This window comes from Prevotella sp. P4-98, from assembly GCF_002251405.1.
GTDB lineage: Bacteria > Bacteroidota > Bacteroidia > Bacteroidales > Bacteroidaceae > Prevotella.
This window is the reverse complement of record NZ_NPJC01000058.1, coordinates 147,521-161,011: the sequence shown is the minus strand read 5'-3', so window position 1 is coordinate 161,011 and position 13,491 is coordinate 147,521. Positions and strand designations below refer to the sequence as shown.

Genomic DNA, 13,491 nt, shown 5'->3' with positions numbered 1-13,491 from the left:
AATTCTTAGCTATTTTTTCTTGATAGGATCGCATGTCAGTCCGCATCCCAGTTTCTTGAAAATCTTTCGATCTACTTCGCTGAGCATGACGGTGCTGTGAACTTGACAGTCGCGCAACTGTGGCAATTGCTCTAATGCGCGGCGACAGTTCTCATCGTTTTCCGAAAGTACGGAGAGCGCCACGAGTACCTCATCGGTGTGCAGACGTGGGTTTCTTGCTCCGAGGAATTCGGTCTTAGTCTTTTGAATGGGTTCTATCATGCTTTGTGGGATGAGTTTCACCTCGTGGTTGATGCCAGCCAGATATTTAGTGGCATTGAGGATTAGTGCGGCGCAACATCCGAGCAACGGACTCGACTTGGCGGTGATGATCGTACCGTCATGGAGTTCGATGGCTGCTGAGGTGTGTCCTGTTTCTGCTTTGTATTTAGCAGCAGCCACGGTAGTTTTGCGGGTGGCTGTGGTAATCTTAGCCTGATTGAAGAGCATCAGGATTTTGTTTACCTCGTTTTCATTGTCGGCACCATCAGCCAGTTTGTTGGTAGCAGCATAGTAGCGACGTATGATTTCATCCTTTGATGCTTGACAGCACACTTCGTCGTCGGAAATGCAGAAGCCTACCATATTGACACCCATGTCTGTGGGTGATTTGTAGGGGTTCTCGCCATAGATTCCTTCGAAGAGCGCATTGAGCACAGGGAATATTTCTATGTCGCGATTGTAGTTGATAGCCACTTTGCCGTAGGCTTCCATGTGGAAGGGGTCGATCATGTTGACATCGTTGAGGTCGGCGGTAGCAGCCTCGTAGGCGATGTTGACAGGATGTTTCAGCGGCAGATTCCATACAGGGAATGTTTCAAACTTAGCATATCCGGCATGAACACCACGTTTGTTCTCGCCATAGAGTTGGCTGAGGCATACCGCCATCTTACCGCTTCCGGGTCCAGGAGCTGTGACGATGACGAGTGGGCGTTCAGTCTCTACGAAATCGTTTTTGCCGAATCCTTCGTCCGAGGCGATGAGTGCCACATCATGTGGATAACCATCGATGAGATAGTGTACGTAGGATTTGATGCCGAGACGTTCCAAGCGATGGCGGAAGGCATCTGCAGCACGCTGTCCGTCGTAGTGGGTGATAACTACTGAGCCGACCATGAAGTCGCGGCTCATAAATTCGTCGCGCAGTCGGAGCACATCTTCATCGTAGGTAATGCCGAGGTCGGCACGCACCTTGTTTTTCTCAATGTCATCAGCGCTGATGACGATGACTATTTCCAAACTATCGCGCAGTTGTCCAAACATGCGGAGTTTGCTGTCGGGCTTGAAGCCAGGCAAAACTCGTGAGGCATGATGGTCGTCGAACAGCTTACCGCCGAGTTCGAGGTAGAGTTTACCATCGAACTTGGCGATACGCTCGCGAATGTGTTCTGACTGTATTTTGAGGTATTTATCGTTGTCGAAACCTATTGTCATGATATTAGCGATCTTGTTATTTCTTGTGGAGATTGTTGCGCTGGCGTTGCAGTTCTTCCTGTTGCTTTTGTAGTGCTTCCAGACGTGCAGCCAGTCCACTTTGTTTCTTAGGATTGTTCTTGTTGGCCTGATAGTTGGCTTCCAGTATGGCGAGGAGTTTCTCGTCGTTAGTGGTTTTGCGGAGCAGCCACATGATGCTGGCAGAGAAGAACAGCGAGATGAAGTAATAGAAGTTAAGACCGCTGGAGTAGTCGTTGAAGATAAAGAAGAACATGAGCGGCATGATGTACATCATCCATTGCATCATCTTCATCTGCTCTGCCTGCTGTCCAACCATCTGGTCACGCTGTTGGCGCATAGAAATCCATGTGTAGATGAGCTGTGCGGCACAGAAGAGAATACAGGTGAGTGAGAGGTGGTCGCCGATACCCCAGATATTGGTGCCCCATTCAAAAATGGGGTCGTAGGTAGAGAGATCGTCCATCCAGAGGAAGCTCTGTCCACGCAGTTGAATGGCATTTGGAACAAACCAGAACATGGCAATCCAGATTGGCATTTGGATAATCATGGGGAGACATCCACCCATTGGGCTTACACCATATTTGGAGTAGAGCGACATCATCTCCTGTTGTTTCTTCATCTGGTCTTCCGGCTTGTCATACTGCTTGGTAGCCTCTTCGAGTTTGGGTTTGAGCACGCGCATCTTGGCAGATGACATGTAGCTCTTCTTCACCATAGGATAGGTAATAACCTTGAGGATGATGGTGATGAGAATCAGCACGACACCCATACTGAAGCCGAGGCTTGCCAGGAAGTCGAAGACATAGAGCGTGAACCAACGGTTGATCCAGCGGAAGAGTGTCCATCCGAGGTTGACGAGCTGTTCGAGGTCGAGGTCTTTGCCAAACTGGCTTTGTGCTTCTACACTCTGTATGAGGCGGAAATTGTTGGGACCAATATACATTTCAAACTCAGAGACCTTGACACCTGTTGGATCGAATGCAGTCTTGAGTTTTGCATCAAACTGTTTCAGATAGTTGGTGCCTTTCTCCTGTGAGATGCTGGAGAGTGCAGCATTAGCCGAGAAGTTGTCTTTAGAAATGAAAGCAACGCTGAAGAACTGGTTGCGGAAAGCCACCCAGTCGAGTTCTTCCTCAATGGTTTTTGACTTATCACCCGACTCGGAGAGATTGTCGGTGCTACCTTTGCTCTCTTTATAGAAGATAGAGGTGTAGCGATTCTCAAAGGAGTGTCCCTTCTCGTGCTGGCGGCAATGGTCAGTCCATTCAATCTCCATCTCCTTATAGGTAGGTGCGAAGGCTTTTGCCAGTCCTTGAGCTTGAAGTGAGAAGTGGAGCATGTAGTCGTTGCCGAGTCTGTATTTCATGATGAGCTGTCCGCCATTGCTGGCTGTGGCTGTCATGGTAACGGTCGAGTCAGTTTGTTCTGATGGAACGAAGTAGAGGTCGGCAGTTACGATGTTGTCCTCTTTGCCTGCAAACAGGAAGTTGAGGTTTTGGTCCTTGGCATCGAAGAGTGTGAGGTCTTTAGCGCCATTGAGGTCTTTGAAACCGAGAATACGAGCCTTGCGCACTACGCCACCTTTGGTGTCAAGTGTCAGTTCGAGTTTGTTGTTTTTCAGAGTAACCTGTTTTGATTTGCCGTTAAGGGCAGGGTAGAAGAGTGCCGTAGTGTCGGCAGCCAGCGCCTTCTCCTGTTGCTTTTTGTTGATAGTTTCTTGGGCAGCGGCCTTTTTAGCCTTGTCCTGGAGTGCATTGGCGATGGAGTCTTGTTGACGTGCGGCTTCGATCTGCTCTTGCGAGGGACTGTTGTACCAACTGAACCCTATCAGCACGACTGCGATGAGGATGAAACCGATGATGGTGTTCTTGTTCATTTCTTGTTGTTTTGTTCTTTCTGATTATTTTTTATTTATTTATTATTGCTGTTTTTATGAAATCAAGGAAGAGCGGATGTGGATGGAGCACGGTCGATTGGTATTCTGGGTGGAACTGTGTTCCGATGTACCATTTGAGCTCTGGTATTTCTACTATCTCCACGAGATTGCTTTCTGGGTTTCGGCCTACACATTGCATGCCTTTTTGCTCATATTCCTTGATATAGTCACTATTGAACTCATAGCGGTGGCGGTGACGCTCCTGTATGTGTTCTTTCTGATAGATGTTGAAGACGTGTGATCCTTGACGCAGGATGCAGTCGAATGCACCGAGTCGCATGGTTCCGCCCATGTTGGTGATGTCTTTCTGTTCTTCCATGATGTCAATCACGTTGTGTGGTGTCTTTTCGTCCATCTCCTTGCTGTTGGCATCAGTATAGCCTAACACGTTGCGTGCAAATTCGATGACCATCATCTGCATGCCGAGGCAGATGCCGAAGGTGGGGATATCGTGTGTGCGGGTGTAGTGGGCAGCTATGATTTTGCCCTCTATGCCGCGGTGGCCGAATCCCGGACAGATGACGATACCGTCTTGACCTGCCAGTTTTTGTGCCACATTATCTTCTGTAATGTCTTCCGAGTTGATGAATGTCAGCACAGTCTTGTGGTCGTTATATACTCCTGCTTGCGAGAGACTTTCGCGAATGCTCTTGTATGCATCCTGCAAGTCGTATTTTCCCACCAGTCCGATGTGTACTTCTTTTGTGGCTTTGTTGCGTCGGTCGAGGAAACTTTTCCATGGTCCGAGTTCTGGAGTGGGACCGACCTCCATGTTCATCTTGCGAAGAATGGCGGTGTCGATGCCTTGGTTTTGCATGTTGACCGGCACTTCATAGATGCTGGGTAGGTCTTCGCTCTGTATGACGCAGTCGTAATCGACGTTACAGAAGGCAGCCACTTTATGGCGTATCTCATCGCTCAGATGTTTCTCTGTGCGGAGCACGAGGATGTCGGGCTGTATGCCCACGCTCTGTAGTTCTTTTACTGAATGCTGGGTTGGCTTGGTTTTGAGTTCCCCTGCTGCTCTCAGATAGGGTACGTAGGTCAGGTGCACGTTGATGGCATTCTTTCCCAATTCCCACCTCAGCTGTCGGATGGCTTCCATGAATGGAGCACTCTCGATGTCGCCGATGGTTCCGCCAATTTCTGTGATGACGAAATCGTAGTGGTACTTTTCTCCCAGCAGTTTGACGTTTCTCTTAATCTCGTCGGTGATGTGTGGTACCACCTGAATGGTTTTTCCCAGATAGTCTCCGTGGCGCTCTTTGTCGATGACAGCTTTGTAGATTCGTCCTGTTGTCAGCGAGTTGGCCTTGGTAGTCTGAATGCCTGTGAACCGTTCGTAGTGTCCGAGGTCGAGGTCGGTTTCCATACCATCTACCGTAACATAGCATTCTCCGTGTTCATAGGGATTCAGCGTGCCCGGATCGATGTTGATGTATGGGTCAAACTTTTGAATAGTGATGTTGTAGCCACGGGCTTGTAAAAGCTTTCCTATTGATGAAGAGATAATGCCCTTTCCCAGTGACGATACTACGCCACCCGTGACGAAAATGTATTTTGTGTGTGTCATATGTAATAATATAAGTATAATTATTAATACAAGGTGCAAAGGTACGAATAAGTGAGCAGAATACAAAAGAAAACTTTTCTTTTCTTTTGTATTCTCGAACGCTAGTACCTAAGCGACAACGTCGCAGAGGTACGCATAAGTGAGCGAAATGCTAAAGGATATTTTGTTTTTCTTTCATTTTTGAACGCAAGTGTCAAACTATCCATGCTTATTCCCGATACATCTATAACGCTATCTATGGGTGTGCAACATCGGTATGGCGAAATAAATATGGGTATTAGGATATGATTTGAGATTTATTTCGTATCTTTGCATCCGAAATATTTGATAATGATGAAATACAAGTATCTGTTACTTCTATTGTTTACTCTGCTGACTGCCACACAGTCTATGGCCCAGCGCAGATTGACTAAAAGTGGTAGGGCAAGTGCCGATACCGCTTTGATTGTGAAGCAATATGCCGACTCGCTGGCATTACTCAAGCAACAGCTTGAAGAAGTGCGGCGAGTGAACGATAGCCTGCATAGCGAATCGACCGATGGGCGCTATTATCGCCTTTTTGCTCCTACAACATTCTATCACTCAGGTGTGAAGCGTCAGTTGTCGCTTGATGGAGAGAAAGGTGACGAAGTAGCAGAGGCTGTTGACAAAGCTATGCTCAAACTCTATATGAAGCGTCCAGACTTGGTGAAGAATAACGAGACACGTTTGAAGAAAGCTGGAACGCTACGAGAGGATGTCAACAAGGAAGTGAAGCAGAAGGTAGATCTTACACGAAAAGTTGAGTTGCAGCCAGAAGAACCAGAGGCTGTGCCCATCGGACTGGTAGTTACGAAGCCTAACTTCTGGAAGTTTAAAGGCGAAGGCTATCTGCAATTCCTGCAAAACTATGTGTCGGACAACTGGCATAAAGGTGGTGAGAGCAACTACTCGGCAGTAGGAGCTGTTACCCTTGAGATGAACTATAACGACAAGGATAAGATAACTTTTTCAAACAAGTTGGAGATGAAATTAGGTTTCCAAACCTCTCGCTCTGATACGTTGCATAAGTTTAAAGCCAACAACGACCTGCTTCGTCTGACCAGTAAACTCGGACTGCAAGCATCGAAAAAATGGTATTATACCTTGCAGTTGCTGGCTTATACGCAGTTTGCTAGAGGACTGAAATCCAACGATGAGTTTACCTATTCCGACTTCATGTCGCCTTTCGATCTCAACCTTGGTGTCGGTATGGAATATAAGCTGAAGGCGCTTAATGGAAAATTGACAGGTTCGCTCAACTTCTCGCCCCTCTCGTTCAACTTCCGCTATGTAGCACGCAATACCTTGTTGGACCGTTATAAACTTGGTGGTCACCATACTAAGGAGGATTTCGGTTCGCAGTTTACTGGTGATGTGAAGTGGACGATTACCGACCAAGTGACGTGGAAGAGTCGTCTTTACTATTATACCTCTTATCATCGTGGATTGATGGAATGGGAAAACCAATTCCGGTTTCAGGTGAGCAAGTATATCTCAGCCAACCTTTTCCTTTATCCTCGCTTCGACGATTCTGGCAAGCGCGACGACAAACTTGGCTATTTTCAATTCCAGGAATATTGCTCGTTGGGTCTGAACTATTCGTTCTGATTCTGCATTCGATACCCATACAAAGACTCCTCGACAGTAATTTGTCGGGGAGTCTTTGTATGCAGACCATTACTTCGGTATGTCTTTTGCTTTGTCTTTCGAAGTCTGTTTCGTGGTGTGACGGATATTGGAATGATGCTCTCAAGATAAGGTAGCGTCGTGATTGAAATAATGTAGCGTTTGAGAGATGGATTTATGAGGTGTTGGGTCTCAGTTATGTCTCAAATAAAAAACCGGTCTGTTTACTTGATGCAAACAGACCGGTTTCATATTATAATTTCTTAATAGGTATTATTCTGTCATGTCACCTTCAATATAAAGACGAGTCATCTCTATAGCACCATTTGTGCGGATAGTGATGGTCTTTTTGAAGTGTCCAGGGAATTTTCCTTCGCCATTGTATGTCACCTTGATCGTACCTTTTCCACCGGGCTGAATGGGAGTCTTGGTGTATTCAGGAACGGTACAGCCACATGAGGCAATGGCCTGATTGATGACAAGTGGCTTCTCGCCTACGTTGGTGTAGGAGAAGGTGCAAGTCACTTTTGGATTCTTTTCAGAGAAAGTGCCAAAGTTGTGGGTGAGTTTCTCAAACTTGATTTCAGCAGGTTTCTGAGCCATCATCGTGGCCATTCCGCATACGAGCATCAAGGCCATAAGTATCATTTTTTTCATGTTCTTTCCTTTCTTTGTTCTTAAAAACGATACAAAAGTATGGCTTTTTCTTGATACATATGCAAAAACCAGATAGTTTTTTTGTATTTTTAACTGATGTCTTTCAGGTGAGTAACTATCAAATTCTATCTGTTTGTACTGATGATTGCATCCCGAACGCATCCCGAACGCATCCCGAACGCATCCCGAAAGAATAAGGTATAAATGGCCTTTGTAGTAGCCAATAGGTAGTTTGAAAGAGAAAAATTCGTACATCTGCGTCATAGTCGCTTAGGTACTTGCGTTCGAGAATAAAAAAGAAAATTGCTTTTTTCTTTTTGTATTCTGCTCACTTATTCGTACCTTTGACTTATAGTCCAAGGTACTTGCGTTCGAGAATAAAAAAGAAAATTGCTTTTTTCTTTTTGTATTCTGCTCACTTATTCGTACCTTTGATGCTACGCATCTTAGGTACTCTCGTTCGGAAATGAAAAGAAAAACGGGTTTTCCTTTTGCATTTCGCTCACTTATTCGTACCTTTGCAAACTAAAAGAAAGAATAAAAAACGTAAGATAATGTACAGAACAAAAACTTGCGGTGAGCTTAGACTCACTGATGCCGGCAGCGAAGTGACACTTGCCGGATGGGTACAAAGAACACGTAAGATGGGCGGTATGACATTCGTTGACCTGCGCGACCGCTACGGAATCACACAGTTGGTATTCGATGAGTCGGCTGATGCCGCACTCTGCGAACAGGCCAACCGCATGGGACGCGAATGGTGCATACAGGTGACGGGTAAAGTCAGCGAGCGCCAATCGAAGAATTCTAAAATGCCTACTGGCGATATTGAAATTCTTGCCAAACAACTCAACGTGTTGAGCGAGAGCCTTACACCGCCATTCACTATTGAAGATAATACTGACGGTGGAGATGATATCCGCATGAAATACAGATATCTCGACCTGCGCCGTGCTGTTGTGAGAAAGAATCTTGAACTGCGTCACCGTATGACCATCTTGATTCGTAACTTCCTCGACAATCAGAACTTTATAGAGGTTGAGACTCCAATACTTATTGGAAGTACTCCTGAAGGCGCACGTGACTTCGTGGTGCCCAGCCGTATGAATCCCGGTCAGTTCTATGCTTTGCCACAGAGTCCACAGACCTTGAAACAGCTCTTGATGGTGAGTGGATTCGATCGCTATTTTCAGATTGCCAAGTGTTTCCGCGATGAAGACTTGCGCGCTGACCGTCAGCCAGAGTTCACACAGATAGACTGCGAAATGTCGTTTGCCGACCAGGAAGACGTACTTCAGATATTCGAAGATCTCGCACGCCATCTCTTTAAAGAAATTCGCGGCGTAGAGATTCCTAAGATGCAACGCATGACATGGCATGATGCTATGCGTCGTTTCGGTTCCGATAAACCCGATTTGCGCTTCGGCATGGAATTTGTCGAGATGATGGATGTGCTCAAAGGAACTGGTTCATTCTCAGTATTCAACGAGGCAGAATATATCGGCGGTATTGTTGTGCCAGGTTGCGCTGACTATACCCGCAAACAACTCGACCAACTGACCGAATTTGTGAAACGTCCACAGGTAGGCGCCAAGGGATTGGTTTATGTGAAATACAATGCCGACGGTACTGTCAAGAGCAGCATAGACAAGTTCTATACTCCTGAAGTATGGGCACAGCTCAAAGAAAAGACAGGTGCAAAAGATGGCGACCTCGTACTCATCCTCAGTGGTGACAATGCCAATAAGACTCGCGTACAACTCTGTACACTACGCTTGGAGATGGGCGACCGCCTCGGACTGCGCGATAAAAACAAGTTTGAGTGTCTGTGGATTGTCGATTTCCCACTCTTTGAATGGAGCGATGAAGAACAGCGCCTCATGGCAACTCACCACCCATTCACATTGCCTAATCCAGACGACATCCCCTTGCTTGATGAACATCCAGAACGTGTGCGTGCGGTGGCCTACGACTTTGTCTGCAACGGCATCGAAGTCGGTGGAGGTTCACTCCGTATCCATGATGGTAAACTTCAGAAGAAAATGTTCCAGATTTTGGGCTTCACACCCGAAAAGGCAATGGCACAGTTTGGCTTCCTCATCAATGCCTTCAAGTATGGCGCACCCCCTCATGCAGGACTTGCCTTCGGTCTCGACCGCTTCGTAAGCATTATGGCAGGACTCGATTCCATCCGCGACTGCATCGCTTTCCCAAAGAATAATAGCGGACGCGATGTGATGCTCGACGCACCGGGTGAGCTTGATGCCAAACAGTTAGAAGAACTTAACCTGTCTATTGACCTACGTCAAGAATAAAGCGGTAAAAGTGTAAATTTCGTGTTAATACGTTAATATATTATAAGATTTTACCTAAATTTGCAACGGAATGTTAGGGAAAGATATTGAATAGTGTATTATTTAACGTAACTATGACAGAGAAAAAAACAACAAAGAAGGCAACTGCAACTGCTAAAGTTGCTGAGCCTAAAAAGGCAGCCGTAAAGAAACCCGCAGCCAAGAAGGTTGCTGAAGTAGTAGTCAATGCAGAGAATATCGGCTTCAAGGCTGGTGATGTATATCAGGCACTCGCTGCTGCAGAAAAGGCTCTGACCGTTAAGGAAATTGCCAAAGCTGCTAAAATCAGCGAAGAGGAAACTCTCCTCGGTCTGGGATGGCTCTTCAAAGAGGGTAAGCTCGTTTCGGCTGAAGACAAAATCACATTGGCATAATCCAATATGAAACTATAGAAGAGGCCGGTAAGTTTTTCGCTTATCGGCTTTTTCTTTCCTAACAAATGACATACGACCAACAGATTCTACATATATTGACTGAAGCTGGCGAGCGCGGCATTTCGGTTCAAACCATAGCAAGACACGTCTTTAATATGAATGTGTCGTTTTTTGTATCTCCCGACTTTGAGGAAATACGCACCTATGTACAACAGTATCTCTTACGCAATTCACGATCGTCTTTGTCGCTCATAGAGAGAACAGAACGCAGAGGTTATTATCGTCTCAATACCAAAGGTTCGGCAGATGCCCGACAACTCATGCTCGAATTTCAAGAGCATGAAAACATCGAGGAAGCCGAAGATGAGAAACCTCAACAGCAAGATCTTTCGCTTAGTCTATTTGATTAGCGACCAATCAAACATACTTATTTTATTTCCTTATACACCTCTTCATAAAGACGAAGCAGGTTTTCTGTCGTCTTGCGCCATGAGAAGAGTTTGGCTCTCTCCAGTCCTACAGCCTTCTGTCGTTGGTAGAAGTCTGTATCACGTTCCAGTTGCAACATCTTCAACGCAATCTCATCACTACTTTCAGGGTTAATAAGAATGGCGTCATGACCAGCTATTTCAGGCATGGAAGATTTGTTTGATGTGATAACAGGTGTGCCACAAGCCATGGCTTCAAGCAAAGGAATGCCGAAACTCTCACGCAATGATGTGTAGAGAAATGCAAAGGCATTATTGTAGATATAAGGTAAATCGCTATTGATAATGTATCCAGGTATCACGATGTGGTCACGGATAGCCTCTATGCCGTTGCGCTCGATGATGCCATTGAGATATTCTTGGTCAAGATCAGCCATAAGCAAAGGACGTTTCACTTCTGATAGTTCCAGATATTTGGCATAAGCCACAAGCGTGCGTTCCGTATTCTTTTTCGGATCGGTATTGCCAAGGAAGAAGAAATAGCCAGCATCGGCAATATATTTTCTGTATTGTTGTTTGTCACTTTCTATAGGACGAAACCACTCGTTGTAACCGTTATAAATCATCTTCAACTGGCTGTCGGGCAGTTGAAGTTTCTGTTTGATATTGCCTAATTCAAAATCAGATACCGTAATGATGCGGCGACATTTCTTCAGAATGCGAGGCACATTCCATCGGCGGTAGAAATAACCCAGGTTTTGATAGAGCGATTTATTCTTTTTGTCGCGTGGCTCCAGAAAGATGATGTCGTGCAGCGTCAGCACCAATGGAATGTCGCACCAGATAGGTGCCGTATTGCTTGTGCAATGCAAAATATCTACACCTGCTTTTCTTGCAGCACGTGGTAAAGCCCATTGTTCCCAAAGCGGATAGGACGGACAATTGACTTCGATGATGTGAACATGTTCAGAACTCTCTATACAGCGATCAACGCCAGGTTTGACAAAGACAAAATACTCATGTGGGGTATCCATCTTTTGCAGTTCTTTAATCTCTTGAAGAACCACGAAATCCATGCCGTGTTTGTTCTTGCGGAATATTCGTTGCGCTTCAATACCAATTCTCATCATCTCACAGTCCTTATATGGGGAAATAGTTCTCAAATATTATTTAGTCCAGTCTCTTGATAATTCTTGCTGGAACACCAGCCACGACGCAATGGTCGGGCACATCTTTGCTGACCACAGCACCTGCTGCAACAACCGAATGGCAACCGATGGAAACACCAGGGAGGATGACGGCATTGGCGCCAATCCATACGTCATCGCCGATAATAATAGGTTGTGTGCTGATACCTTGCGCATCAATACGTAGATTGGTGTCTGCGAAATTATGGTTGAGCGCAGTTACGGTGATGCCTTGTGCCAGATTGACATGATTGCCGATTGCTACAGGGCCGATTACTGTGCAATGAAGCCCGATGCGCGTGTGATTACCAATACTGACGTCGCCTACAGCATTGTTGATACAGCAGAACGATTCTATCACACTATTCTTGCCAAGCGAAAACTTTCGGTAGGGTGGGGTGTCCATCCTCACACTACTGTATATCTTCGAACTGCGACCACGATGTTGATAGAGAGGCGCCAGTATTCTGATGTACCATCGGGGGCGTGCATCCCGTTGGTTCATGATGATACAGTCCAACAGATGTTTCAATTGTGGACTTGCTTTCAGCCGTTCTCGCATCGTTTCTTTGTCTTTCATGGCGGTAAAGGTACTACTAAAAGTGTAAAAATGCAAATTTTATGGTGATTTTTCGAAAATAATCTATACTTTTGCAAAGATAAATACTATAAGGATGAAGATACTCTTCCTCGTTTACCACGGATTTTCCGACTATAGCGGTATCAGCAAGAAGATTCACTATCAAGTGAAGGGACTGCGTGAAAACGGACACGATGTCCGCCTCTGCTACTATGCTTTCTCTCCCGAAGGCCATCGTTGTCGATATATTGATGGTCAGGTTATACAGGATTATGGCAAGGGACGCTTGGCTGCTGTGCGTCAGCGTATTGACTATCGCTGTGTGTATGACTACTGTCTTCGTGAGGGAATAGCGTTCGTCTATGCCCGTAGCTTTCATAATGCCAATCCCTTCCTGATTCGTTTCTTCCGTAGATTGCGATCAAAGGGAATAGTGGCAGTTTCCGAAATCCCCACCTATCCCTATGATTCGGAATATACTCACGACTATGGATGGAGTGTGCGGTTGGGTGTCTTTATCAATAAACAATACCGCCAACAATTGGCGCAAACCATGTCAGCCATCGTCACTTTCTCTGACGAACAGGAGATATTTGGTCAGCAAACCATCCGCATTAGCAATGGTGTGGATATGGATAGCACACCTTTGCATCCTGCGTTTCCGCAATTATCCAATCCCCTTCACCTGATCGGTGTGGCAGAGGTGCATTATTGGCACGGCTTCGACCGATTGATAGCTGGTTTGGGTGTCTATTACCAACAGCCGAGCAAGGTGAAGCGTGACGTCATCTTCCATATTGTGGGTGGAGTGGATGAAACGTATATGACAGGCAATTCCAAGCAGATAGGCTTTCAAACTTTGATAGACCGCTATGATTTGAAGGATAAAGTCATATTCCATGGAGCTTTGTTTGGTGCAGAATTGGATGATGTCTTCAACCAATGCCAGTTTGCCATCGGTTCTTTAGGACGCCATCGTAGTGGTATAACTCGTATCAAGACCTTGAAGAACCGTGAGTATGCCACTCGCGGCATACCTTTTATATATAGCGAACAAGATGAAGATTTCGATCATCAGTCTTATGTCTTAAAGGCTCCAGCAGATGAATCGCCCATCAATATCTGTGATATCATCGATTTTGTGGATAGTCAATCATGGAATCCTATGGTCATACGTCATAGTGTGGATCATCTGTCGTGGAAGGTGCAGATGCAGAAAGTGGTTGAATCTGTGTTTCCAACCCATCAGTTGAAAGAGTGA

11 protein-coding genes are annotated in these 13,491 nt (G+C 45.8%); 5 read left to right on the top strand and 6 right to left on the bottom strand.

Annotated elements, in window-relative coordinates; all coding sequences use genetic code 11:
* Positions 1–9: 9 nt before the first annotated feature.
* From CIK96_RS09180 to CIK96_RS09170, 3 genes are read right to left on the bottom strand one after another with little or no spacing between them, the layout of a single operon-like run.
* Positions 10–1,473, bottom strand: a complete 1,464-nt coding sequence (locus tag CIK96_RS09180; RefSeq protein ID WP_094390679.1) for a DUF1846 domain-containing protein — start codon at positions 1,471–1,473, stop codon at positions 10–12.
* A 16-nt stretch (positions 1,474–1,489) separates the two neighbouring features.
* Positions 1,490–3,370, bottom strand: a complete 1,881-nt coding sequence (yidC, locus tag CIK96_RS09175) for a membrane protein insertase YidC (RefSeq protein WP_094440423.1) — start codon at positions 3,368–3,370, stop codon at positions 1,490–1,492.
* A gap of 31 nt (positions 3,371–3,401) precedes the next feature.
* Complete coding sequence (locus CIK96_RS09170) at positions 3,402–5,003, bottom strand: CTP synthase (RefSeq protein ID WP_094440422.1); 1,602 nt, start codon at positions 5,001–5,003, stop codon at positions 3,402–3,404.
* Between the two features lie 330 nt (positions 5,004–5,333).
* Here CIK96_RS09170 and CIK96_RS09165 point away from each other — a divergent pair, with 330 nt between their 5' ends.
* The gene (locus tag CIK96_RS09165; RefSeq protein ID WP_254047114.1) at positions 5,334–6,632 is read left to right on the top strand and encodes a DUF3078 domain-containing protein; all 1,299 of its coding nucleotides are present in this window, start codon (positions 5,334–5,336) and stop codon (positions 6,630–6,632) included.
* 291 nt (positions 6,633–6,923) lie between these two features.
* Here the strand turns inward: CIK96_RS09165 and CIK96_RS09160 are convergent, their stop codons facing one another.
* On the bottom strand, positions 6,924–7,307 hold the full coding sequence (locus tag CIK96_RS09160) for a DUF1573 domain-containing protein (RefSeq protein WP_094435741.1): 384 nt from the start codon (positions 7,305–7,307) through the stop codon (positions 6,924–6,926).
* Between the two features lie 554 nt (positions 7,308–7,861).
* Between CIK96_RS09160 and aspS the strand changes: the two genes are divergently transcribed.
* From aspS to CIK96_RS09145, 3 genes are all read left to right on the top strand, one after another.
* Positions 7,862–9,622 (top strand): aspartate--tRNA ligase, encoded by a 1,761-nt coding sequence (gene aspS / locus CIK96_RS09155; protein WP_094440421.1) that lies wholly within the window; start codon positions 7,862–7,864, stop codon positions 9,620–9,622.
* 113 nt (positions 9,623–9,735) lie between these two features.
* A complete protein-coding gene (locus CIK96_RS09150; RefSeq protein ID WP_094440420.1) occupies positions 9,736–10,035 on the top strand; it encodes a winged helix-turn-helix domain-containing protein in 300 nt (99 codons plus the stop codon).
* Positions 10,036–10,100: 65 nt separating this feature from the next.
* Complete coding sequence (locus CIK96_RS09145) at positions 10,101–10,445, top strand: hypothetical protein (RefSeq protein WP_094390673.1); 345 nt, start codon at positions 10,101–10,103, stop codon at positions 10,443–10,445.
* Positions 10,446–10,462: 17 nt separating this feature from the next.
* On the opposite strand, the gene CIK96_RS09140 is transcribed toward CIK96_RS09145, so the two are convergent.
* Together CIK96_RS09140 and CIK96_RS09135 are read right to left on the bottom strand one after the other, a co-directional pair.
* On the bottom strand, positions 10,463–11,590 hold the full coding sequence (locus CIK96_RS09140) for a glycosyltransferase family 1 protein (RefSeq protein ID WP_094435810.1): 1,128 nt from the start codon (positions 11,588–11,590) through the stop codon (positions 10,463–10,465).
* A 43-nt stretch (positions 11,591–11,633) separates the two neighbouring features.
* Positions 11,634–12,230 carry a DapH/DapD/GlmU-related protein gene (locus CIK96_RS09135; protein ID WP_094440419.1) on the bottom strand — a complete coding sequence of 199 codons (597 nt, stop codon included), beginning with the start codon at positions 12,228–12,230 and terminating at the stop codon, positions 11,634–11,636.
* Between the two features lie 94 nt (positions 12,231–12,324).
* Between CIK96_RS09135 and CIK96_RS09130 the strand changes: the two genes are divergently transcribed.
* Positions 12,325–13,491: a glycosyltransferase gene (locus tag CIK96_RS09130; RefSeq protein WP_094440418.1), complete on the top strand. Its 1,167-nt coding sequence runs from the start codon at positions 12,325–12,327 to the stop codon at positions 13,489–13,491.